At 57.1% G+C, this 23214-nt stretch carries 24 protein-coding genes, 1 tRNA gene and 1 pseudogene; 15 read left to right on the plus strand and 11 right to left on the minus strand.

Annotated elements, in window-relative coordinates:
- Positions 1-59: 59 nt before the first annotated feature.
- Positions 60-518: a GatB/YqeY domain-containing protein gene (locus tag XM38_RS15555; RefSeq protein WP_088430307.1), complete on the minus strand. Its 459-nt coding sequence runs from the start codon at positions 516-518 to the stop codon at positions 60-62.
- A gap of 96 nt (positions 519-614) precedes the next feature.
- Entirely contained in the window at positions 615-1712 is a 1098-nt protein-coding gene (gene murG / locus XM38_RS15560; protein WP_088430309.1) for an undecaprenyldiphospho-muramoylpentapeptide beta-N-acetylglucosaminyltransferase, read from the minus strand.
- A gap of 161 nt (positions 1713-1873) precedes the next feature.
- Between murG and XM38_RS15565 the strand changes: the two genes are divergently transcribed.
- On the plus strand, positions 1874-2647 hold the full coding sequence (locus XM38_RS15565) for a nuclear transport factor 2 family protein (protein ID WP_225889327.1): 774 nt from the start codon (positions 1874-1876) through the stop codon (positions 2645-2647).
- Between the two features lie 198 nt (positions 2648-2845).
- Positions 2846-3499 carry a Uma2 family endonuclease gene (locus XM38_RS15570; protein WP_080804903.1) on the plus strand — a complete coding sequence of 218 codons (654 nt, stop codon included), beginning with the start codon at positions 2846-2848 and terminating at the stop codon, positions 3497-3499.
- A gap of 131 nt (positions 3500-3630) precedes the next feature.
- On the opposite strand, the gene XM38_RS15575 is transcribed toward XM38_RS15570, so the two are convergent.
- The 3 genes from XM38_RS15575 to purS form a co-directional block, all read right to left on the minus strand.
- Positions 3631-3927, minus strand: coding sequence for a hypothetical protein (locus XM38_RS15575; RefSeq protein WP_080804905.1), 297 nt, complete (start codon positions 3925-3927; stop codon positions 3631-3633).
- 182 nt (positions 3928-4109) lie between these two features.
- Complete coding sequence (gene purQ / locus XM38_RS15580; protein ID WP_080804907.1) at positions 4110-4805, minus strand: phosphoribosylformylglycinamidine synthase subunit PurQ; 696 nt, start codon at positions 4803-4805, stop codon at positions 4110-4112.
- Positions 4806-4876: 71 nt separating this feature from the next.
- A complete protein-coding gene (gene purS, locus XM38_RS15585) occupies positions 4877-5140 on the minus strand; it encodes a phosphoribosylformylglycinamidine synthase subunit PurS (RefSeq protein WP_080804909.1) in 264 nt (87 codons plus the stop codon).
- A 142-nt stretch (positions 5141-5282) separates the two neighbouring features.
- On the opposite strand from purS, the gene XM38_RS15590 reads away from it, so the two are divergent.
- Positions 5283-5684, plus strand: coding sequence for a Fur family transcriptional regulator (locus XM38_RS15590; protein WP_080804911.1), 402 nt, complete (start codon positions 5283-5285; stop codon positions 5682-5684).
- A 240-nt stretch (positions 5685-5924) separates the two neighbouring features.
- Here the strand turns inward: XM38_RS15590 and XM38_RS15595 are convergent, their stop codons facing one another.
- Both XM38_RS15595 and dnaG read right to left on the minus strand, forming a co-directional pair.
- Positions 5925-6356: a YraN family protein gene (locus tag XM38_RS15595; RefSeq protein WP_080804913.1), complete on the minus strand. Its 432-nt coding sequence runs from the start codon at positions 6354-6356 to the stop codon at positions 5925-5927.
- Between the two features lie 63 nt (positions 6357-6419).
- Positions 6420-8369 carry a DNA primase gene (dnaG, locus tag XM38_RS15600; RefSeq protein WP_088430311.1) on the minus strand — a complete coding sequence of 650 codons (1950 nt, stop codon included), beginning with the start codon at positions 8367-8369 and terminating at the stop codon, positions 6420-6422.
- 436 nt (positions 8370-8805) lie between these two features.
- On the opposite strand from dnaG, the gene XM38_RS15605 reads away from it, so the two are divergent.
- Entirely contained in the window at positions 8806-10125 is a 1320-nt protein-coding gene (locus tag XM38_RS15605) for a hemolysin family protein (RefSeq protein WP_080804915.1), read from the plus strand.
- A 173-nt stretch (positions 10126-10298) separates the two neighbouring features.
- Here XM38_RS15605 and XM38_RS15610 read toward each other — a convergent pair whose 3' ends face one another.
- From XM38_RS15610 to XM38_RS15620, 3 genes are all read right to left on the minus strand, one after another.
- Entirely contained in the window at positions 10299-10940 is a 642-nt protein-coding gene (locus tag XM38_RS15610; RefSeq protein WP_080804917.1) for a hypothetical protein, read from the minus strand.
- 172 nt (positions 10941-11112) lie between these two features.
- A complete protein-coding gene (gene tilS, locus XM38_RS15615; RefSeq protein WP_088430313.1) occupies positions 11113-12120 on the minus strand; it encodes a tRNA lysidine(34) synthetase TilS in 1008 nt (335 codons plus the stop codon).
- A 160-nt stretch (positions 12121-12280) separates the two neighbouring features.
- Positions 12281-15022 (minus strand): CHAT domain-containing tetratricopeptide repeat protein, encoded by a 2742-nt coding sequence (locus tag XM38_RS15620; protein ID WP_187329430.1) that lies wholly within the window; start codon positions 15020-15022, stop codon positions 12281-12283.
- Positions 15023-15329: 307 nt separating this feature from the next.
- Between XM38_RS15620 and minC the strand changes: the two genes are divergently transcribed.
- The 8 genes from minC (at position 15330) to XM38_RS26045 (ending at position 20198) form a co-directional block, all read left to right on the plus strand.
- The gene (minC, locus tag XM38_RS15625) at positions 15330-16133 is read left to right on the plus strand and encodes a septum site-determining protein MinC (RefSeq protein ID WP_080804990.1); all 804 of its coding nucleotides are present in this window, start codon (positions 15330-15332) and stop codon (positions 16131-16133) included.
- 32 nt (positions 16134-16165) lie between these two features.
- On the plus strand, positions 16166-16963 hold the full coding sequence (gene minD, locus XM38_RS15630) for a septum site-determining protein MinD (protein ID WP_088431717.1): 798 nt from the start codon (positions 16166-16168) through the stop codon (positions 16961-16963).
- A 50-nt stretch (positions 16964-17013) separates the two neighbouring features.
- Positions 17014-17298: a cell division topological specificity factor MinE gene (gene minE / locus XM38_RS15635; protein ID WP_080804923.1), complete on the plus strand. Its 285-nt coding sequence runs from the start codon at positions 17014-17016 to the stop codon at positions 17296-17298.
- A 6-nt stretch (positions 17299-17304) separates the two neighbouring features.
- On the plus strand, positions 17305-17724 hold the full coding sequence (locus XM38_RS15640) for a (2Fe-2S) ferredoxin domain-containing protein (protein WP_088430317.1): 420 nt from the start codon (positions 17305-17307) through the stop codon (positions 17722-17724).
- 538 nt (positions 17725-18262) lie between these two features.
- Positions 18263-18910 (plus strand): response regulator transcription factor, encoded by a 648-nt coding sequence (locus XM38_RS15645; protein WP_080804927.1) that lies wholly within the window; start codon positions 18263-18265, stop codon positions 18908-18910.
- 43 nt (positions 18911-18953) lie between these two features.
- A tRNA-Thr gene (locus XM38_RS15650) sits at positions 18954-19026 on the plus strand.
- A gap of 341 nt (positions 19027-19367) precedes the next feature.
- On the plus strand, positions 19368-19919 hold the full coding sequence (locus XM38_RS27800; protein WP_080804929.1) for a hypothetical protein: 552 nt from the start codon (positions 19368-19370) through the stop codon (positions 19917-19919).
- A 105-nt stretch (positions 19920-20024) separates the two neighbouring features.
- Positions 20025-20198: a hypothetical protein gene (locus XM38_RS26045; protein WP_187329431.1), complete on the plus strand. Its 174-nt coding sequence runs from the start codon at positions 20025-20027 to the stop codon at positions 20196-20198.
- A 135-nt stretch (positions 20199-20333) separates the two neighbouring features.
- Here XM38_RS26045 and XM38_RS15660 read toward each other — a convergent pair whose 3' ends face one another.
- Positions 20334-21332 (minus strand): nucleoside hydrolase, encoded by a 999-nt coding sequence (locus XM38_RS15660; RefSeq protein WP_088430319.1) that lies wholly within the window; start codon positions 21330-21332, stop codon positions 20334-20336.
- Positions 21333-21532: 200 nt separating this feature from the next.
- Between XM38_RS15660 and XM38_RS15665 the strand changes: the two genes are divergently transcribed.
- The 3 genes and pseudogenes from XM38_RS15665 to XM38_RS29050 all read left to right on the plus strand — a co-directional run.
- Positions 21533-22171, plus strand: coding sequence for a hypothetical protein (locus tag XM38_RS15665; RefSeq protein ID WP_088430321.1), 639 nt, complete (start codon positions 21533-21535; stop codon positions 22169-22171).
- 157 nt (positions 22172-22328) lie between these two features.
- Positions 22329-22700, plus strand: coding sequence for a DUF2283 domain-containing protein (locus XM38_RS15670; RefSeq protein ID WP_225889328.1), 372 nt, complete (start codon positions 22329-22331; stop codon positions 22698-22700).
- Positions 22701-22917: 217 nt separating this feature from the next.
- Positions 22918-23079, plus strand: a pseudogene (locus XM38_RS29050) (CHAT domain-containing protein); the annotation flags it as partial.
- Between the last annotated feature and the right edge of the window lie 135 nt (positions 23080-23214).

Here is a 23214-nt window from a genome sequence, read left to right on the forward strand (position 1 = left end):
GCTAGCCCCCCGGATATTGGCGACGAGCAGGAAACGGAGGCCCGGCAGCGGCGGTGAGTTTAACCGCCCAGTTTCGCTTTCACCATGGCTTGAACCTTGGCCCCATCGGTGCGGCCTTTGAGTTGCTTCATGGCAGGTCCCATGACTTTGCCCATGTCTTTGGGGGATGAGGCGCCGGTGCTGGCAATGAGGTTATCCACAATGGCTTCTACCTCCGCGTCGGAGAGCTGGGCCGGTAGGTACTCTTGAATGATGGCCAGCTCTTGGGCCTCGCTGGCGGCTAAGTCTTCCCGGCCAGCTTGCTGGTACTGTTCTAGGGCATCTTTACGTTGCTTGGCCAGCTGGTTGAGCACGTCGATCTCCTGCTCTTCACTCAACTCTGCTTGCCCCGAGGGGCGCAGGCTGGTCTCTTTTTCCAGAATCACTTTCTTGATGCTGCGGATGGTCTCTAGCCGCACCTTGTCTTTGGCTTTCATGGCGGCTTTGAGGTCGGTGCTGATGCGGTCTTTAAGGCTCATTGGTGGAAAGGGTGATTGCAGTATTACGCTGCTGCCAGGGCCTCGGCTAGTTCCATACAGCCGGTCCTACACTGGCTAGCTAATTCAATGATGGCATCATTGCCGGTTGGGTGATCCCCCCACCGGCTCTAGGGCCTGCTGCACCAAGCTAGCCAACTGCTGAGCACTGTCAGGGATGGCCAAGTCGCTGGCGGCAGCAGCCATCTTCATCAGCCGGGGGCGATCGTCTAGTAACATCGAGACCTTATCTTGCAGCAGGTTGGCGCTGAGGTCGGCTTGGGGAATGACCATGGCGGCATTGGCGGCGGCGAAGGCGGCGGCATTGTAGGCCTGGTGGTCTTCGGCGGCGAAGGGATAGGGAATCAGGATAGCCGGGGTGCCGGTCACACTCAACTCGGTTAGAGTACCGGCTCCGGCTCGGCTGATGGCTAAATCGGCCCGCAGCAGCAGCGGTGCCATGTCCTCGAAAAAGGGCTGGCGCAGGTAATGCTCATGGACTAGGCTCTCGGCGTCGGGGTCGTTTTCACCGGTTTGGTGCACCACCCAGATGCCCGCCTTCAACCAGGCCGGGGTGGCTTGCCGCACCAGGCGATTGACAGCAACGGCTCCCTGGCTGCCGCCAATCACTACGATCAGGGGCACATCCTCGGGGATGCCCAGGGCCGGCCGCGGACTGGCGGCCGCGGCTAGAAATTGCGATCGCACCGGCGTCCCCACCACCGTGCACTGGGCCTTGGGCAGATAAGACGAGGCGGCCTCGAAGCCCAGGGCCACCACCGTACACCAAGGGCTAAGCCAACGGGTGACCTTGCCGGGCAGGGCATTGGACTCATGCAGAATCGCCGGCAAGCCCAGGGAGCGGGCGGCAATAATGGCTGGCGCCGCAATGTAGCCGCCGGTGGTTAACACCCCGGCAAATTGGCCTTGGCGCAGTAGTCGCCGCACCTGCAGCACCGACCGGGCCAACTGGGTACACAGCCGCAGGGAGCCCAGGCCCAATCGCCCCTGAAACCCGCCGATGCGGACCGTGTGTAACTGGTAACGGCAGGGCACCAAGCGGGTCTCTAGGCGATCGGGTACCCCCAGCCATTCGATCTGGTATTGAGGCAACTGCTCGGCGGTGGCCAGGGCCGGAAACAAGTGCCCCCCAGTACCACTGGCGGCAATTAACAGGCGAATCGGCGTCTCTGGCATCCTCACCGCTGGCGAATAGGTCTGTCTATACGTTCCCACAGGGAGCGACAGCAGGTAAACTGCGTTCTCGACAATGCCTTGACCGTGCCGAGCCCGAGAATTGGCCAATGGGCGCCATTTCGCGCTACCTTGGTGGTCAGGTCTGGTGGAGAGATAAGACTATGCGGCATCGAATCTGGTCATGGTTGCCAGCCCTAGCGGTGATGACTTGGGCCGGGGTCGGCGCCAGGGTGGAGGCAGCTCCGGCTGATACGGCTCCCGCTGATGTCGTGGCCGCCATTGACGCCATGGAAGCGGCCTCGAATCAGCAGGATCTAGAAGCCGTGCTGCAGTTCTATGATGAAAGCTTTCGCCACCAGGATGGCTTTGACCGCTCTGAATTGGAAGCCGTCTTGAAGCAGTTTTGGCAGCACTATACGGCCCTCACCTACGACATCGAACTGGTGAGTTGGGAGTCCACGACCAGTGGCTATGAGACCGAAACCCTCACCCGGGTGGAGGGAATCCAGCGGCGCGATGGCCGCCAGTTGACCTTGACGGCTGAGGTGCGATCGCGACAGCGCTTCGAAGCCGGCGCCATCGTCTATCAGGAAGTCTTGTCGGAGGAGAGCCGTCTCACTGCAGGCAGCAATCCCCCCAACCTGACCCTGAACCTACCCCAGCAGGTGGACCTGGGAGAGCGCTACGAGTTTGACGCCATCGTGGCCGAGCCGTTAGGGGAGCGGGATCTATTGGGGCGCGCCCTAGATGAGGGAGTAACCAGCGACGACTTCTTCAAGCCTCGGCCCCTGAATCTGAATGTGCTGGCCGCTGGCGGCCTGTTTAAGATTGGTCAGGCCCCCAGTCAACCCGATGAGCGCTGGATATCAGCCGTGATCGTCCGAGAAGATGGCCTGGTCATCACCACCCGTCGCCTGCAAGTCTCAGATAAGTAGTGAACTAGGACTAGACCTACAAGCGCTAATCAAGCGCTAATGATGAACCGCCAGGGGCTGGTGCTGGGACTGGATCTCTAAGAGAGTTCGCAGCTTAGCTTGCTGGTCTGCAATCAGGTCTTCGTCCAGTAACCCCCCTCAGCATCGGCACGGTTGCTATATTATCCTGACATCACCGGATGCTACGGTTCTCCGCCCATGACCATTACCCTCGCCGCTCCTTTGAACCAAATTGTGCTGTCTCCTGGCAGCGCCATGACGGTGTCGGGATTGACCTGGCAACACTATCAGTTGCTCTTAGAAGAACTGGGAGATGATCGGGCGACGCGGTTAACCTATAGCAACGGGGTGTTGGAAATTCGGATGCCCAGTCAGCTCCACGAAATTATCAATCGGCTGTTGAGCAAAATTATTTTTGCTCTGGCAGAGGAGCTGGAACTGGAGAGTGTGGATCTGGGGTCGACGACCTGGAATCGTGAGGACCTGGATCAGGGGATTGAGCCGGACAGTTGCTTTTTTATTCAGAATGCGCACCGGGTGCAGGGGATAAACCCTGACATTCCATCGGATCTGCCACCAGACTTGGTGGTTGAGGTTGATATTGCCAGTGCTTCCGATCGGAAGTTGGCCATTTACCAGGCCCCTGGTGTACCGGAGTTATGGGTATATGGCAAGGGCAGGGTTAAGATCTTGGATCTGCGGGGAGAGCAGGTCACAGAAGCAGAGAGAAGTTTAGCATTTCCAGCGATAGCTTCTGAGCAGCTACACGCATGGATTGTATTGCGAGAGAGGGAGACTGATCTAATGGTGGTGAAGACCGTAAGACAGTTTTGTAAAACCCTGGGACAGTAGTATGTACGCCGTATGAAATGGTGTTGTCTGTATTGAGTCAGGCAGCCTAGCTATTCTGATATAGCAAACTGACCCAAGCCACTGGGGTGGTGGGCAAAGATGCTGAAGACCACTGACTAGACCTGCAAATGCTAATGATGGACTGCCAGGAGCCGGTGATTAGAATGGGGCTCTAACAGAGTTCGCAGCTTGGCCTGCTGGTCTGCAATCAGATCCTCATCCAGTAACCCCTGAACATGGGCCAGGAGATAGTCCACCTCATCCAGCAGTAAGCTCAGCCAGGGATCCGCTTGGGCTTGTTGCAAGATGGCCTCGACCCGGTCGGCGGCGGCCTCATCCAGACTGGGCTCCATGGCCAGATGCCAGTATTCCCCTAGCAGAGGGCGATAGCGCTGGGTAGCCGCGGCTAGGGCTTCATAGTCATACATTTACCGATCGCTCCATCACAACCCTGGATCACACCATAGCGTCAACCAGATAGCTTAGGAAAGAGGTGACGCTAGAGAGACAAGCTATCTGGCCGGCAATGGCTGTACCGCTTTCGGCGGCTGTCATAGAGAAGTGGTCCTAGGCAGCGGAGTGTGACGGTTTGTCAGGATTTCCTGAACGGTTAAGCCAGCACCATTGCCTGCATCACGCTTTGAAAGAGGGCAAGGCCATCGGTGCCACCCAAGAGGGCATCGGCGGCCCGCTCTGGGTGAGGCATCAGGCCCAGTACATTACCCTGGCGGTTGCAGAGTCCGGCGATGTGGTGCAAGGACCCGTTGGGGTTACTGGCCTCGGTGTGGTCGCCGCTGGGGCTACAGTAGCGAAACATCACCTGCCGATTGGCCTCTAGCTGGGCCAGGGTGGCCTCATCGGCGTAGTAGCAGCCTTCTCCGTGGGCAATGGGCAGGGTAATCACCTGGCCGGCTCGATACTGCCGGGTCCAGGGTAAATCGCTGCGTTCTACCGTCAGGGGGATGCGATCGCAGATGAAGTGCAGGTCCCGATTGCGCACCAACGCCCCCGGCAGCAACCCCATCTCCGTCAAGATCTGAAAGCCATTGCAGATCCCCAGTACCAACTTGCCCTGCTGGGCCCGGAGGGCAGTGGCTTGCATGGCGGCCGAAAAGCGAGCAATGGCCCCACAGCGGAGATAATCGCCATAGCTAAAGCCCCCCGGCACCACGATGAGATCCAGCTCCGAGAGGTCGTCCTCTTGGTGCCAGACCATGCGGGTGGGCTGCTGCAAAATATCGCGCGTCACATAAGCCACATCGCGATCGCAATTAGAGCCAGGAAAAACAATGATGCCGACGTTCATACCAGATAGATAGAAGCGGAACAGGGTATAGACAGGGAGCCAACTGGTGAGTCAATGTCCGCCGTGGCGGCCTAGACCGTGGCTACGGCGTTGAGGTCAAACCGGTAGGTCTCGATCACTGGATTGGCCAGTAACTGGTCGCAGATGCGGTCCAACTGCTGGCGTGCCTGCTCGTCGTTGGCGGCGGCCAGGGTCACCTGAATATACTTGCCAATGCGGACCTGGCTGACCGTGTCATAGCCCATCTGATTCAAACTCGACTGCACTGCGGTGCCTGCCGGATCTAGCACCGAGGGGCGCAGGGTGACATAAATTTCGGCCTGATAGGTCTGCACGGGGACACCGGAAAATGGAGAGCCACTTCATCCTACCGTAGCGATTGCCGTCGGGGCAGCCATCCCACCGGTAATTGACCGCTGTATCGGTCAGGGGGCAGGCCAGTAGTTGATAGAATGAAGCCGGTATAGTTTATCCAGTATGCCCGGACGAACCCGCAGCCAAAACCAGGTATTGGCCGCCCTGAAGCAGCTCGATCAGCCCATTTCTGCCCAGGATCTCTATATGGAGCTACGCAATGGCGGCGGTACCCTCGGCTTAGCAACGGTCTATCGAGCCCTAGATGCCCTGAAGCTAGAAGGCGCTGTACAGGTGCGCACCCTACCAACCGGGGAGTCTCTCTACAGCTTGCCCCAAGAGGATAGGCACCATCTTACCTGCCTGCAGTGCGGTCAATCCATTGCCATCGACGAGTGTCCCGTTCACGACCTGGAGCAGCAGCTGAACCGGGCCCACCACTTTCGCATCTTCTACCACACCCTAGAATTCTTCGGCCTCTGCCCTCGCTGTCAGATGGATGCGGCCCAGGCGGCTGGTTCTTGACGTGTATAGCAAAAGGCAGAAGGCAGAAGGCAGAAGGCAGAAGGCAGAAGCATGCCCTGAGCTAGTCGAACAGTCGAAGGGGCAGAAGGGCTGTGCCCGTGCCAAGTAGTGAGAACTGGCCTTAGAGGATATTTGGAAAGTACCCTGCAACCTTGCTCCAGACTGGAGTCTGGCCAACAGAGTCATACGCTCTAAAACGCTTACCCTGCAGGGTTTTCAGCCGAGTTCTCAAATGTCTTCTTAGCCCAGGCTGAAAGCATCTTCCAGATAATCCTGCAGCACTAGGGAATAAAGGCTCTGGGGTAAGGGTCTGTGGTGCAGGCCGATTTGGGGATTGGTCTGGCAGGTGACCAAGGCCACATCAAAGCGGCAGGGCCACTCTTGCCATTGGGGCTGTTGGATGAGAAATAGCTGGGCGGCTCGCCACAGCTTGCGTTGCTTCTGGGGGGTGATGGCCATGAGGCCGTCGGCATCCCAATTCCCCTGGCGCCTTGTCTTGACTTCGACAAAGGCCAGCAGGGAGTCGGGTTGACGCACTACCAGATCCAACTCGCCCCAGCGGCAATGCCACCGTTGCGCCACTAATTCGCCGCCCCGGTGCCGCAGCCAGTCGGCTACCAGTAATTCGCCTAAACGCCCCAGATCGGCCCGTTGCGGTAATGGTATGGTCATCGTTTGCGGCCCTGAATGCTGACCTTAGGGTAGACAGCGGCGCTAGCAAACTAACGGCAGACTTCAGGAACTGGGTTCCAGGGCGTTATAGAACTCTCCTACCCAGGGCAGTTGGGCCAGATCTGCGAAGCTGACCTGGCGCTCCTGTTCTAGGTGCTGAATCCGCCGTTTCTCGGCATAGATCTGCTGTTGGTAGTGGGCCAGTTCTTCCCGGGAGGCATGGGGGGCGGCGTTGCTCCAGAGCGCCAGGAAGTGGCGGTAACGCTTCTCGCAGAGATTCTTTTCCATGCAGGCGGTGGCGGCCCGAATCACCAGGGGAGCCCGCAGAATATCTCGCTGGGTCTTCTCATCGAGGTGCAGCAGATACTGGGTCTGGCTCAGGGGACCGGAAAATTCAGCGATGCGATCGCGCAGAGGGGTAATCAGATCTTCGCCCGTGGCTGGTTCGTCTAATAGGCTCTGGAGATAGTGCCACAGGGCCCGATGGTGGGAAAAGCTAAATTGCAGATCCCGGTCATCTAAGGCGGCGGTCACCGTGGTGCGAAAGGCGGGGGCATGGAGAAAGATCCGCAGTAGGGCCGCCTCAGCCTGCTCTAGGGCGCTGAGGGCGCGGGGCTGCTGGGCCATGGCGTCTTGACCTTGGCCATCCCGGGACGGGCGTCGCTGGCGTCGCACCTGGGCCAGCAGGTTTTCGGCGAGCAGCGGCACTAGACGACTGTCGCCATGGCTGAAGATTTCGGCGCAGTGACGGATGTAGTGGGTGCGGGTGTCGGCGTTGGCAATCTGGCTGAGCAGGGCCACGATGGCCTGGGTGGCTTGCTGAAAGTGATCGGCTTGGCGTAGATCGCGGCCCTCTAGACTCTGCTGAATTTGCCAGTCGAGCCAGAGGGGGCTGGCCTCCAACAAGGCTCGATAGTCCTCGGCGCTATAGTGCTTGAGATAGTCGTCCGGGTCTTTGCCCTCGGGAATGGTGAGGATGCGCAACTGCACATCCCCCCGGTAGGCCATGTCGGTGACTTCACCGATGGCCCGTTCGGCCGCCCTGGTACCGGCGGCATCGGCGTCGAAGTTGAGGATGATCTGCTTGGAGTCGCTATAGCGGAGCAATTGCCGCACTTGGGCCGCGTTTAGGGCAGTGCCGAGGGCGGCGACGGTGTTGCTGATCCCGGCGGCATGGAGGGCAATGACGTCGAAGTAGCCCTCGACGACGATGGCCTGGTCTGCTTTTGCGATCGCAGCCCGAGCCAGATCCAGGCCATAGAGAGTCTTGCCCTTATCAAACAGTTCCGTATCCGGCGAATTGAGGTATTTGGGTTGGGCTGCGCCCATGGCCCGACCACCAAAACCAATCACCCGACTCTGGGCATCGCGGATGGGAATCATCAGCCGTTCACGAAACCGATCGTAATAGCCACTGCCCTTGGCGCGAGGCACAATCAGTCCTGCCTTCTCCACTAACTCCACGGGATAACGTTTCTGCTCTACCAAATAGCCATAGAGAGTCTGCCAGCCACCGGGGGCAAAGCCCAACTGAAACTGCTGAATCGTCTCTTCCCGCAGCTGTCGTTGTTGGCGCAGATAGGCCAAGGCCTCGGCTCCGTCCGACTGGCGTAGGGCATGCTCATAGAACTTGGCAGTCACGGCCAGAATCTCGAAGAGTTGCTGCCGTAGGCTGAGTTGTCGCTGTAGCTGTTGCCGCTGGGCCGGTTCCAGGGTCTTGACCGGCACCTGATACCGCTGGGCCAACTCCAACACCACATCGGCGAAGGAGCGCTTATTCAGCTCCATCAAAAACTTAAAGCCATTCCCCCCGGCCCCACAGGAAAAGCAGTAATAGAACTGCTTGCCAGGGCTGACACTAAAGCTAGGGGACTTATCGTCGTGAAACGGGCAGAGGCCGACAAAGTCTTTTCCCTGCTTTTTAAGAACCACATGCTGGGAGACAATATCGACGATATCGGCCCGTTCGCGGACCGCTTCAATGGTATCGGGATGGAGACGGGGGGTAGTCATAGCCAGGCGCAAATGCCTCACGATCGCCCTCTCGGTCATCCTCTAGGAATAGTATGTAGAAGGCTTTTTTCTCAGCTGCTAACACTAGTCCTAGTATTCTAAGCCAATTGCATTAAATCCTGTGGACTCTGGGGCGTTCTTATTGTAGGTCATTTGTATTGATAGGGGTGGTGGGTGGATGGGGAGTGCGGAGGACGGAGAGTGGAGGACGGAAAACGGAAAAACGAAGAGAGAACAGGGGACAAGGTAGGGGCGCGGTTGCCGCGCCCAATGCAGAAAACTCAGCAGTACACGGCAATAGGCTAGGCTTTGTAGCCATTACGATGACTTGAGACAATGGTCAGCAGAGGTACCTCTCTATCTCAAAATCCTCTTCTGGAGGGCATTTTGGAGCACCTCTGGCGAGCATGATCCCATCTTTGAAGGAACTCCTGGCATGTCTGCCACCAGTCTCGAATTGTTATTGATTCTGCTGCTGATTGGGCTGAATGGTGTGTTTGCGGGCTCTGAAATCGCCCTAGTGTCGTCCCGCAAGGCTCGCCTAGAACAGCAGGCTCGCCAAGGAAAGGTGACCGCCCGCCTGGCCCTGACCCTGACGGCTCACCCCAATGACTTCCTCTCCGCGGTGCAAATCGGCATCACTCTGGTGGGCATTCTCAGTGGGGCCCTGGGAGGAGCGACGGTGGCTCGACGCCTAGGGCATTTGCTGGCTCGAGTCCCTGGGGTAGCGCCCTACAGCCAACTACTGAGTCTAGCCCTGGTGGTGGGTAGCATTACCTACCTGTCCCTGGTGCTCGGGGAACTGGTGCCCAAGCGCCTGGCCTTGAATAGCCCGGAGCGCATCGCCTGCCGAGTGGCTAGGCCCATGCACTGCTTGGCTCGCCTGACGGCCCCATTGGTGCGTCTGCTGAGTCTTTCCACGGATGGGGTGCTGAATCTGCTGGGGGTACGGCCTTCCCAAGAGCCGTCTATCACCGAGGAAGAGATCAAGGTCTTGATGGAGCAAGGGACCGCCGCCGGGACCTTCGAGGAGTCGGAAGGGGCGATGGTCGGGCGGATCTTCCACCTAGGAGATCGATCGATCAAGGCCCTGATGACTCCCCGTACCGACATCGATTGGCTGGATCTGGAGGGAGATGATGAGACCAATCGGCAGATTGTGATCAACAGTCCCCACTCTCGCTTCCCTGTCTGTCGAGGTAGCATCGACAATTGTTTGGGGGTAATTCGCCTGCGTAGTCTCTTGCCCGACTACTTGATGGGACAGGCTGTTGACCTGATGGAGTTGATCCAGCCTCCCCTCTACGTGGCTGAGAATGTGCGAGCCCTGAAGGTGCTGGAGATGTTTCAGGCCTCGGGTACCCACATCGCCTTGATCATGGATGAATATGGCGGCGTGGAAGGATTGGTTACCCTAAATGACTTGGTGGAAGCCATCGTCGGGGAGTTGCCCACCGTTGATGATGCCACCGAACCCATGGTAATTCAGCGGCAGGACGGCTCTTGGCTCTTGGATGGATTGCTGCCGTTGGAAGAGCTGAAGGGGATAATGCAATGGGAGAGTCTGCCGCGGGAGAGTACCGGTGAGTATCATACCCTAGCGGGTTTTGTGCTGACCCTACTGGGGCACATTCCCACCTCTGGGGTTTCCCTGGAGTGGGAAGGGTGGCGCCTAGAGGTGGTGGATATGGACGGATGGCGGATCGACAAGGTTCTGTTAACCCCGTTGCCGCCCCCACCGGAGCAGGAGCCTTAACCCCTGGTAGACTGTGGTACCAGGCTGAGCACTGGTCGTATCTAGAAGATTGACAGGCAGGGCTTGTTCTCTGCCTGGAGTGGCTCCAGGGAAGCAACACAGCCGCAGGGGAGTAGGGGAAGCAAATGATCAGCCAACTGTGGCCATGGCGTACTGGTGAGTTGAGATTGACGCTACTCCTTACGCTGAGGCAGTTCTTGGGAGCGGCCTGATACGGTTTCCATGACGGCGATCACCGCCCGTTGAGCCGCCAGGATATCCCGTTCTTCTCCCCCTAGGTAAAGGCGGCCAAAACTGCCCACTGAGCTGATCTGCAAGATATTGATCATGGCTGCTTTTTCGGCTTCGTTGGCGGCCAGGGAGGCATAGGCCGCAGGTTCTACCTCGAAGACGTAGAGGGTCTGACCGGCCAGGATCATATTGCCGCGGCGATTGCGGTTGATCAGCTGCACATGGTGAGGGTCGAGGTTGCGGATCACCTGGCTGGAGATAACGCGAGGCTTGAGCCGCTCTCGATAGTGAACATCTAGGGCGCTGAGCATGGCTTGGCCCGCGGCATGAACTTCCCCTTGCTTGCTGGAATGGATCTCTAGCAAGCCATAGAGGCGTTCGACAATGAGTACCCCCGGTCGCACCACGGCGGACTTGAGGCCGATATCCATGATCCGGTTGATTTCGATGCCGGGGGAAATTTCGATCCAGAGGGAGGCATCTCCCGGTAGTGGTAGAAACCCGAGCGATACGGTGCCCATATAGGCCGCATGCTGGGGTTGCAAATTGTCGATGTATACGTAGCTGCGCAGTTCTACACCCAAGAGCTTTCCCGCCGATAGGTCCCAAGACAGTATAACGGCTGCTGGACGGCAGGCTGGTATCGGCGGCGGTAACTGGCCAGTGGGGCAGTGCCAGGGTGCCCACAGTGGCGGGGAGCCAGGGGAAATGGCAATTTCGTGGCTGTTTCAGTGGCTGTTGCAAAGGGTAGGTGGTTTAGGCGCAATCGGGGTCAATGAAGCGGATCCAGTCTCCGTCTACCCGTGCGATCGCACCGCCCGGCAAGGGATCACTCTGACTGCGATGCGGCGCGGTAATCAAATGCACCACCTTGGCCACCTGCTCAAAGCCGACCTGGGCGATTTGTCGTTGCTGCAGCACCCGCCGGATCAGGCGTCGTTGCAGGGCCACATGACTCACTTGCAGCGGCGGCCGGTGTAGCCGCCGCGGTCGCCCGCCGGCATCCGCCTCCACCACTGAGGCATAGAGACTATCTACCATTGTCTCTAGGTAAGCCACCTCCGCCGCCAGCACCTCCGCCGTTTGGGCTAGGGTGTGCTCAACCCTGGGATTAAACTGCTCAGCCAGATAGGGCAGTAGATCGAGACGGATACGATTGCGAGCATAGGCCCGGTCCTGGTTAGTGCAGTCTTGCCAATGGGGCAATCCTTGCTGCCGACAAAAGGCGACGGTTTCAGCCCGGGTGATCGCCAGCAGGGGCCGCACCAGCACGATGGGTAACGGGGCCGCCGGCTGCAGAGGCCGCTGCCAGGTGAGGGCCTGTAAGCCATCGGCGCCACTGCCCCGCATCAGGTTATACAGCAAGGTTTCCGCCCGGTCCGTGGCCGTATGCCCTGTCGCTACCCGGGTGCAGCCATGATATCGAGCCAGCTGATGAAATTGGTCGTAGCGCCACTGACGAGCTGCCGCTTCACTACTCGGGGGTTGGGCCGCCGTCACGGTGTCACAGGATATGCCATGGTCGCGACACCAGGTTTCCACAAAACTGGCGTTAGCCTCGGCATCGGCCCGCCAACGATGGTTGGCATGGGCTACCACCACCCGCCACCCCCACTTGGGCCGCAAATCCCACAGCAGTTTCAGTAGGGCCATAGAATCTTGCCCCCCCGATACGGCTACCAGGCAATGGCTTCCCTGGGGCAAGAGCTGTCGCGCCTTCAAGAGGCGGTGGATATGAGCATGGAGGTCTGTCCAGTCGGGCATGGGGGAGTGGGAGAGTGGAGAGTGAAGAGTGAAGAGTGGAGAGTGAAGGGTGGAGAGTGGGGGAGTGGGAGAGTGAAGAGTGAAGGGCTCTAAAATACTTGCCCTTGCTACTCGTTACTCGTTACTCGTTACTTGATCTGCCCACCACTCCATCACCCCATCACTCTGCTGCACCTATCAGAGTGAAGGCGGCCCAGTCAACTGGGTCTGGAGTGGCCTGCATGGTCGCCAGCATGGCCTGCCGCAGGGCCTGGGCTTTGGTCTGTCCCTGGGCGATGTGGCGATAAAACGCCGTCATCAACTGGGCGGTGGGAACATCGGGTACGGCCCACAGGGATACCACAATGCTGGGCACTCCCGCCGCCATGAAGGCCCGAGAGAGGCCAATCACGCCATCGCCAGTGATGCGTCCCCGCCCAGTATCACAGGCACTCAGTACCGCCAGCTCCGCCGGCAAGTCCATTTGCAAAATTTCAGCAGCGGTGAGTAGGCCGTCTTCGCCCCCGCCGGGAGCCAAGGCAATGGCCCCAGGGGTGTCACGAGTTCCAGTTTCCCGTGGGTCCCCGTATTCCAGCAAGCCGTGGGTGGCTAGATGAATTAGCTCGGCACTGACCAGTTGCTGTTTCACAGCAGATTCAGTGGCTTGATCACCCAGCAGGACAGGGGCTTGCAAGAATTCAGCAATCACTTCGGCCTCCCGTTGAGCACCGGCTAGGGGCCTCAGTTGCACTGCCGCAAAGATGCCACCGTCGTTCAGGAGGGTCACCGTGGGCATGGTGGGATTACCTACGACTAGGGGAGTTGCGGCGAGTACCGATGAGAAATCGCGCGCCTGGGCAAGGTTATGGGCCAGTTGCAGCACCTGTAGCGAAGGCGCTGTCAGGATGGTGTGGTGTTCAATCAAGTAATCGCCCCTAGGAGCTCTTAGAGCCGGGAACGGCACCAGGAAGAGTTCTCCTTGGGGCATGAAGACGACGGGTTGCTCAGGATCAGTCGGCAACAGATCGGCGATAGGAGCAATGAGCAGATCGTAAAGCTGGCTCAGGGTTTCATCGGCTTTGGCGCGGCGCTGGGCTAGAGACTCGGGGGTGTATTCGACGGTAATGGTGGCAGAGGTGCGATCGCCCCGGACGCCCATGGCATCGCGGCTCTCGGCAAGAAGGCTAGTTAGGTCAATGCCGGTAAGAGGCTGTTGACGGAAAACAATCCTACCCTCGGGGGAGACCACCCAGGCGTAAAGCCAGGGAGTTCCTTCAAATGTCAGCACGATGGAATATTCGATCAAGGTGGCCTGTTGTTGCTGGGCCAGAGTTTGAATGGCAACCAGATTGGGCGGCTGGGTCTGAGCAGCCAAGGGTCTGGTCGTGAATCGTGTCGCTAGCAGCAAGGCAAAGGCTTCGGCGCGCCCTTGCTCTGCGATTTCTAGGGCGGCATCGGTTTTATGCTGAGCCACTAGGGCTACTTGCAAGTTTTCGTAGGGACTATGGTGCCGATCGAATAGGGCCACCCGCTCCCTATCGCTTAGATCCCCTCGGATGGCTGCTCGGATGCCAATGGATTGCCGTAATCGCGCTTCAGCCTCCGAGTACTTTTGCCAGAGTAAGAGGGTGTGGCCCCAGTTGGCTAAGGCATTAGATTCGCCCACGCGGTCGCCGATAGCTTTTGCGATCGCATGTTGCTGCTGCAGGGCGGCAATCGATTCGGCATAGCGTCCCAGCTGCTGATACACAATGCCTAAATTGCCCCAGACATTGGCTTCTCCCTGGCGATCACCAATCTCACGAAACATGGCTAAGCCCGTTTCGAAGTGGGTAATGGCTTGCTCGTAGGCACCGGTTTCAGAGTGCACCAAGCCCACATTACTCAGAGCCATGGCTTCCCCTCGGGGGCTTTCAATCTGCCGATAGAGAGCCAAGGCTTGCTCGTGATACTGCCGGGCAGCTGTCAATTCCCCCTGATGTAAGCTGGCGATGCCTAAGTTGGTCAGAGCAATCGCCCGGCCCGCTGGATCATTGAGCTGTTCCGTCCAGGGTAAGGCCTGAGTCAAAAACTCAATGGCCTGGGGATACAACCCCAACACATTGTGGAGAATACCGAGGTTGTTATAGGCCGCCTTGATGCCGACCGCATCGCCAATGTGCTCAGAGAGCCTCAGAGCCTGTCTTGTATACTCAATCGCTTGGGGGTATTCTCCCAATCCCTTGTGCACCCCACCGAGGTTACTGAGAATAAGCGACTGACCATAGGCATCTTGCAGCTGTTGGTAAATGCCGAGGGCTTGCTGGAAGGGGGAGATGGCCTGCTGGTAGGCGCCGCGCCCGAAATGGTAGGTGCCGATGCCATTCCAGGCCGAGGCTTGTCGTCTCCAATCATCGTTCTCTTGGGCCAGGCTCAGGGCCTGTTGAAAAAAATCAAGGGCTCTGGGGTCATTTAGGGACCCATAGGCAATGCCCAAATTTCCCAAGGCCATCATCTGACCCTCGATGTCATGGTGCCGTTGTGCGATCGCAAGGGCCCGTTCGTAATAATCGATCGCCCGTCGATAGAACCCCTGGGCATCCTGCAAATTGCCAAGACCAATCAAGGCCGAAACCTGGTTCTGGCCATCACTAATGGATTGGGCAATCGCCAAAGCCTGCTCAAAGGCATCCGTGGCGTTAGGATATTGCCCCAAGGAGAAATATCCATTGCCTAAATTCACCCAGGCTATGGCTTGATTCTCGCGGTCATGCCAGCGCTGATATATTGCCAACGCCCGCTGCCATAGCGCAACAGCCTCTTGAAAATTGCCCTGATTTGCCAGGTCAATCCCCTCAGCCATCAGGCGCTCGGCATCGGCACTCGAGGCCTGAGCCAAGGCTGGGGGGAGCAACCAATCGGTTTGGGGGGGCAGGCCAGGCATAGCGCCAAGAGCTGTTAAAGCAGCCAAGCCAAGGAGCCTTGCAAAGTAACCCATGGCCAGAACCCGCAGATGCTAAGAGGTGATATCAGAATATAGCTCTGGCCCCAGAGTACCGATGCAGGATTAAAGAATCTTGTCCAATTCCTTAGATGGCAGGGAGAAACGGGGATTAGCGACCAGAACTAATAGCAGTCAGCCAGAGGTCGGCCTAACCCTTAGCGTTCAGCCCCCATCACCCCTACTCCTTATTCTGAATGTGTTCTAATATGTCATGACCAGCGCCTATGCCATCAAACCGCCTGATTCCATGACTTCTGACGCGCCTTCACCGATATCGACGACGGAGTTGCCTGCGGCTCCGGGGATTGCTGCTGATCAGGTTCGCCTGAAGGGGGATGGGGGCCGGCTTTTGTTACTGTTACCGCCGGATACCAATGGCAATCGTCATCCCCTAGGCTGGCATGATCTGTGGCAGCAATTAAAGCAGCGCCTATCGGCCGGGGAACGGTTCTGGCAGCCCCAGAGTGTGGTGCATCTGGTGGCCCAGGACCGGCTGTTGGATGCGCGACAATTGCAGGCGATTGCCGATCTACTGGGAGAGGCCCAGTTGCAGCTGCAGCGCGTGTATACCAGTCGCCGCCAGACTGCTGTGGCAGCGGTGACGGCGGGCTATTCAGTGGAGCAACAGTCGCCTGTGGCTCATCTGGTGCAGACTGCTGTCGAACCGGGGCAGGCCCTCGATGAGCCCCTGTATCTACAGATGACGCTGCGCTCTGGGGTGGAAATTCGCCATCGAGGTACGGTGATTTTGCTGGGAGATGCCAATCCCGGCAGTAGTATTGTGGCCGATGGCGATATCTTAGTGTGGGGACGGTTGCGGGGTCTGGCCCATGCCGGGGCCAATGGCAACCGCGAGGGGCGAATCATGGCCTTGCATATGCAACCGACTCAGTTGCGGATTGCCGATGTGGTGGCCCGCCCTCCGGAAACGCCGCCTGCCCGTTATCAGCCTGAGGTGGCCTATGTTGGTGCTGATGGCATTCGGATTGCGATCGCAACGGACTTTGCCAAAACCTCCCTATCTGCTACCCCTGAGGCAGCAGACCTGTAACGCCAACGGTTTATTTACTGTCGATGGATTCCATGACCCGCATTATCGTTATCACATCCGGCAAGGGCGGCGTCGGCAAGACCACCTGCGCGGCTAATCTGGGGATGGCCTTGGCTCAGCTAGACCAGCGAGTTGTCGTCGTTGATGCTGACTTCGGCCTGCGCAATCTAGATTTACTCCTGGGGCTAGAAAATCGCATTGTCTATACGGCCCTGGATGTGTTAGCCGAGGAGTGTCGGCTAGACCAGGCCCTGGTGCGAGATAAGCGTCAACCCCATCTGGCCCTGCTGCCTGCGGCCCAGAGCCGCTCTAAAGATGCCATCACCCCAGAGCAGATGACGCAGCTGGTGGATTCCCTCAGGGACGGGTTTGACTATGTGCTGATCGACAGCCCCGCTGGCATCGAGATGGGCTTCAAAAATGCGATCGCAGCCGCCAAAGAATCCATCATCGTTACCACCCCCGAAATTTCTGCCGTTCGCGACGCCGACCGTGTCATTGGCCTCCTGGAAGCCAACGACATCAAAGACATCCGCCTCATTGTCAATCGCCTCAAGCCAGCCATGGTGCAGGCAGACCAGATGATGTCAGTACAAGATGTACAGGATATTCTGGCCATTCCCCTACTGGGAGTGGTGCCCGACGACGAGCGCGTGATTGTCTCCACCAATCGTGGCGAACCCCTAGTGCTAGAGAAAAAGCTCTCCCTGGCAGGAATAGCCTTCGCCAATGTGGCCCGGCGACTGCAGGGGCAATCGATCCCCTTCCTAGATTTAAATGCTCCCCACGACGACCTGTTTTCTCGCTTCCGTCGCCTCTGGCGGAACTGAATCACCATTGCTCGTCCGCTAATTCTGACTCCTCATCCCCCGGCCAGCCCATGCTCAGCGAATTACTCGACCGACTCTTTAACCGCACCCCAGCCGAGACCAGCCGGGGTGATGTCAAACGGCGCTTGCAATTGGTCCTCGCCCATGACCGCACCGATCTAGATCCTCAAACCCTAGAAAAAATGCGCCAAGAGATCCTAGATGTCGTCTCCCGCTACGTAGAAATTGACGATGACGGCCTAGAATTTGCCCTTGAAACCGACCAACGGGTCACCGCCCTCATCGCTAACCTACCGATTCGTCGTGTTCGTGCCGATTCCTCTGCCGAATCATAGATTCCCATGGATGCGCTATCAACCTGCATAGAGACCCTCGGCCTCAATAAGATTCAGCGCCATGTCTTCATCTGCGCCGATCAAACTCAGCCTAAGTGCTGCGATAAAGCCACTAGCTTAGATGCCTGGGCCTACCTAAAACGACGCTTAAAAGAACTCCAGCTCGATATCCCCACCGCAACTAACCCTGCTCCTATTTTTCGCACCAAAGCGAATTGTCTGCGGGTCTGCCAACAAGGACCCATTTTAGTGGTCTATCCCGATGGAGTCTGGTACCATTCAGCAGTTCCGCAGGTGATTGAGCGCATCATCCAAGACCATTTAATTGGCAATCAAATCGTCCAAGACTATGCTTTTCTCGTCCATCCCTTGTCAGGCCTTTCAGCCGTAGCACCGCCAGAAACTTCCCCACCCTCCGACTCCTGACCAGAGTCATCCCCGCCGCTGCCAGGATAAATAGAAGAAACCGCAGGCGCCGTGCAGCCGTGCGGCAAGCCATCCAGCCGAAGCCTTCCTAGCGGGAATAGGGCAGTAGCGGGTCAGAGATTGTCACCTTAATTTAGAGACTGGGTATAAGCCATTTTGCCAGACATGACCAATGGGTCAGAACGGCCTCAGACCAGCCAAGATACGAGATTCCTATCATTGACGATTAATTGGTCAGGGTAAAGTATTATCAGCAGTAAAGCAGTCTGAATTAAGGTTTGCTAGAGTTTGATCACTGCGAAGCGCTGTCGGTGCAGCCTAGCTTCCAGACGTGTGCAACGTCTTATCGAGGTCTCAGAGATCCTGCGATCAGGGCCTGGGGCCGCCGGCGCTTCGGAATTGCTGCTAAGGTCAGGTAGGATATGCCACCGATAAGACGGTATTTCAAACATTCCCTGACAGAGTGATTATATGGCCAACTATACTCTTCTAAGTCAGTGGTAAGTATTTGTTGATGGAATTGGGTAGACAGAGTGGCATGAAGGACTCAAATTCGGGTGGGCAACGGAAACTCCTCCTAATCGATGATGATCCCAATCTCATCCTTCTCGTCAAGGATTACCTCGAGTTTCGTGGCTTTACCGTGACTACCGCAGACAATGGTCGGGCCGCTTTAGACAGCCTCGAGCAAGAGGCACCCGATATGATCATCTGTGATGTCATGATGCCTGAAATGGATGGCTACGCCTTTGTGGAGCAAGTCCGTCAGAACCCAGCGATGGAATGGATCCCCATTTTATTTCTGTCGGCCAAGGGACAAAGTAATGATCGGATTAAGGGGCTAAATACCGGGGCAGATGTCTACATGGTGAAGCCCTTTGAGCCCGAAGAACTCGTCGCCCAGGTGGAGTCTTCCCTCAAACAAGCCTCTCGCCTGATCCGCCAGCAGGCCAAGATGGGGGCAGAAGGCCCCACGATCCAGGTGCCGTTTGATGTAGAGCTGACTCCCACAGAACTGAAAGTGGTGCAATTCGTAGCCCGCGGCATGGCCAATCGGGAAATCGCCGACGAGATGAATGTCAGCCAACGCACCATCGAAAGTCACGTCAGCAATATGCTTGGCAAGACCGGCCTTCACAATCGTACGGAACTGGCTCGCTGGGCGATTGAAAACAATAAGGCATAGGCTGGGGCGATACTTCCCTGACTTGATATACTTTGGGGTGAGCGCTGGTGTAGCTCAGTTGGTAGAGCAGCTGATTTGTAATCAGCCGGTCGCAGGTTCGAGTCCTGTCACCAGCTTTAATCTCCCTGACCTCGACTTGTTGCATTCGGCTTAAAGCAGAGGGAGTTGGAGCAAGTAGGTTAGCTGAGCAGGCTGTGTGCCCCTGGGCATGACTTCCTCAGCCGTACGGCGATTCATCTAGTCTGCTAGCGTCGATTACCGGCGTGGGTGATGCTTGGCATGGGGTCGGCAACGTATCCTAGACACATCATCTGATTACATCTGATTACAAGGTATTTGGGGTAGGCTCTATCTATTCCCCCACGTCAAGGGACAAACTCTATCTCTGAGTTCCCTTAGCCCCTGTGTCCTTCGGCAACCATGGGTAGTCTCAACTGGGCAAACTGTTATCAGCATCATGCCAGACAGTATTCAAATCGGCATCCTGGTCTTAGGGGCAGTTCTGCTTCTAATCGCTATCCTGGGCGGTAACTTTAAGCTGTTTGGAGCCGAGGTCACTGCTACGGTCTCTAATCGGTTCTTACGATTTACGGCCTTTGCCCTGGGAACAGCGTTGTTAATCATCGCCATCGGTCTACCAGCTTTTGAGTCTACCCCCCCTCCACCAGAACCAACGCCGACCGCTTCACCAACGCTGACCGTTTCGCCAACGCCGACTGCTTCGCCAACGGCGACTCCATCTCCCCCTCCACCAGAGCCGACTCCCGATGGTCTGTCCGATTGCCGATTGACCATTCGCAATCCGTTGGTGTCCTTGATGAGTGAGCCGGATCAATTTAGTCGAGAAATCATCCGAGTCCAACCTGGTGATTATCCGGCACTAGGTTATGAAACCGCCTCATTTGGTCCCCAAGAGCAGGGCTGGTTCATGATTGAAGCCGAGGGACGACAAGGCTGGATAAAAGATGACACCTGGACCATCGAGCGCAAGAGTGCTCAGTGTCCATAGACCTTGTCCTTCTGCTTTTGCATGGGCGTCAGATGAGAAGCTCATGGCAAATTTGTAACAGAATTGTTACATTGTGTATGTAAATGTTTCGTCAAGTAAATTGCTATGCGCGACTCTTCTTATCGCTATCCCCAACAGCCCCAGCAGGATCAAGTCAAGGTGGCTGTCTATGCTGAGACCCTGACCGAGAATCAAGTTGCCCAGCGACGACTGCAGGAAATGGTGGTGGCGGCAGGGGCTGTGGCCTTGGCCCTGGCCGGATTGCTGTTACTGAATTAGCGTCAGTATTCTCTGAGGCTGGGAAGCGCCTACCCAAGCCTACCCAATAAGCAGTCAGGGGTCAGGATTCCGGACTGCCCGGGTCGTTAACGAACGATAGTGTCCCGCCTTGCTGCCAGCCCCCTAGCCCCTGAGCTAGGCATCATGAGAGTAATGGTGCCGCAGCAGCTGTTGCAAATCGGCGACGACACTGGCTAGAAAGTTAGGCGCATCCACCTCTAAGGCAACCCAGGCGTTAGCCCTGGGTTTTGGCTTATGGCGACGATCGATCAGCGTCTGGCCCCGCGTCAATTCTCCTTGGGTTTCAACTTGCACCGTGGCCCGACGCAGCAGTAGGGTCTCTGGGTAGAACAGGTAGCCCAAGGTGGCGGCATCGTGGACTAGAAACCCAGGACTGCCGGCGGTTTCTCGATATTGTCGGGCCGTGCTCACCATAAACTGGCAGAGATTGACTAGAAAATGGGCCAGGGGATGCTCCGGCCGAGTTTGGGCCACAAGGGTGGCCATGGTCTCGGTAAATACCAGTTGCCGGGTCACGTCTAGGGGGAGCATCACCACATCATTGCGGCTATTGAAGACAACTTGGGCGGCTTCCGGGTTAAACCAGACATTGAATTCAGCCTGAGCCGTGACGTTACCAGGGCCCTGAATGGCTCCAGCCATGACCACAAGTTCCCGAGCCTGCTGCAGGATGCCGGGCCGCTTCGCTTCTGCCGCCGCCAGGTTAGTCAGGGGGCCGATGGCAATCAGGGTGATTTCGCCGGGATTGGCACTTAGCTGCTCGATCAGTAGGTCATCGGCTGCAGGTGCGATCGCAAATTCATGGGACGGTGGCGGCAGTGTTTGGGAGAGGTAGCCCATGCCATCGCTGCCATGGATATGGCTGGCATCCTCGCTGCCTTGGGAGAGAAGCACCCCCCGACCTAGAGGTACGGAACCATACCCCGCTAAATTCAACACCTGGCTGGCATTGGCAAAGGTCTGGGCGGCGGCGACATTGCCCTGGGTCGTGGTCACCGCCACCAACTCGGCTCGGCCCTGATTGACCAGGCTCAGCAGCCATAGCAAGGCGAAGATGTCATCACCGCCGGGGTCGGTGTCAAGCAATAGTTTAGGGACTGCCTGGAAAGTCATGGTCGGATCTGCATGGCGCCATGGGTATCAACTGGGGGCATGTAGGAGGTCATTAGCGAGACACTTCGTGGCAAACGACAGCATTTTTGTCAGCCGCAACCCTCAAGATTTTGCAAAAGCACCCAATTCCCAGTCTTCCTTGAATAGGTTCACGGCTTCCAGAAATATGCAGGGATGTAGCAAGAAGATCCCTCCATACCATGACGGCAACTCTATACTTTCGGCAAGGGTTAGCGCTAGTGGTTATCCTCTCGGGCCTCACCACCGGACAAGCTGCCTTAGCCTGTTTCTCATTGCCTCCAAGCGAGAGTAGAGAAGAAACTATTGAGATCTATGCCACCAAGGCCAACACCATCTTTCTCGGCCAGCCCATCCGGGTCAGTAGAGATGAGCCCCCGATCTGGCTATGGCCTCATAACAATTTTGGGGTGATCGTGATCGAGTTTGAGGCGTCTCGGGTCTGGAAGGGGAGCGTCAAGGCGCGCTATCTCATCCGAGACTTCGATGATTCGTGTAGCACTTTCTACGACTACGTCTGGCAGCAGGTTGATGGTGAGTGGCAAGCTGTTGATGAGTACGTGATTCCGGTAGCCGACAGACAGGAGATGGTAATGCTAGCGAACCGGCCTCTACCTGCTCTGGGGCGGTTGCACACCCTGATACCAGTGGATCAATCTGCCCCGTCGGTTCAGGAACTCACCCAACTCTTAGGAGAGGCACAGCCTGTGGATGACGCCTCGTTCCCATTCAGTCGATATGTCGTCATGATGGCAGGCTTAACGTTGTTGGTCATGCTCATGGTGGGGCTGACGCTGCGCTCTAGGCGGGCCTCCCGTTGACCGATGTTAACTCCGTTCGCTGATCACGATCCCCTAATGACCTGAAATCATTAAATCTGTGATTGGCAGCCTAGACAGTCCCTAGACCCGTTCGTCTATTCTCATGATGACTTCCTAGCTTACAAGTCTTCTTGCCTTCAGTCTATAGTTAACCCACATGGCAACGTACCTTTCTCGAAATGGAGTTTCTATCCGCTTGCCAAAGGAACGATGGCAACACATTGTTCAGCGCCATGCCGACATCGCAGGGAAGCAAAATGTTGTTTTAGAGTCGGATACAGCAAGTATGGCCATAGCCAATTATCAAGCGGCACAACCCTATCTCCGGGTGCTGCCATTACTGCAAGAGCTGCCGAAGCAAGCGTTTTTCATGGTTTATGACGCCGAGGCAGATGTGTTGTACATCGATTTTGCCAATCCCCCGCATTCGGCAGTAGATAGCGAACTGACGGAGGATGATATTGTGGTGCGCTATGGCGAGGATGATGCAGTGGTGGGGCTAACTGTTCTCGATGCCAGCAAGCGATAAGTCTCTATGCTTCAGGCGTCAGTGTTTTCTGAGTGGGGAACATCCCTGAATAAGTTCGTGACTACCAGAAATATAAAGGGATGTAGCGAGATCCCTTCCTACCATGACGACAACTCTATACTTTCGGCAAGGGTTAGCGCTGGCGGTTATCCTCTCGGGTCTCACCACCGGACAACCTGCCTGAGCCTGTTCCTCATTGTCCCCAAGCGAGAGCAGAGCAGTGCCGGATGCACCAACGGCAAAGCTGATGACGGAGTTCTATCGGCAGGTGTCTCGAGGGCAGGCCTAGGCCCTGCGCCGGGCGATGCTGATGACGATGCAGACCCATCCCGATCCCAAGGATTGGGCCGCCTTTACGCTCATCGGTGAAGCAGAATAATCAGTAAAGGCTGAGATGCGATCGCAAGTTCCAGCGAGCCAAAAGGATTGTCATCCCTCCCTTTCCCCGCTAAAGCTTGACGATATTGCTGCACCACCTGTAGCGAAGCATCGCCTCCGGTGGCGGCACTGTGTA

The organism is Halomicronema hongdechloris C2206 (assembly GCF_002075285.3).
GTDB classification, from domain to species: Bacteria; Cyanobacteriota; Cyanobacteriia; order Phormidesmidales; family Phormidesmidaceae; genus Halomicronema_B; species Halomicronema_B hongdechloris.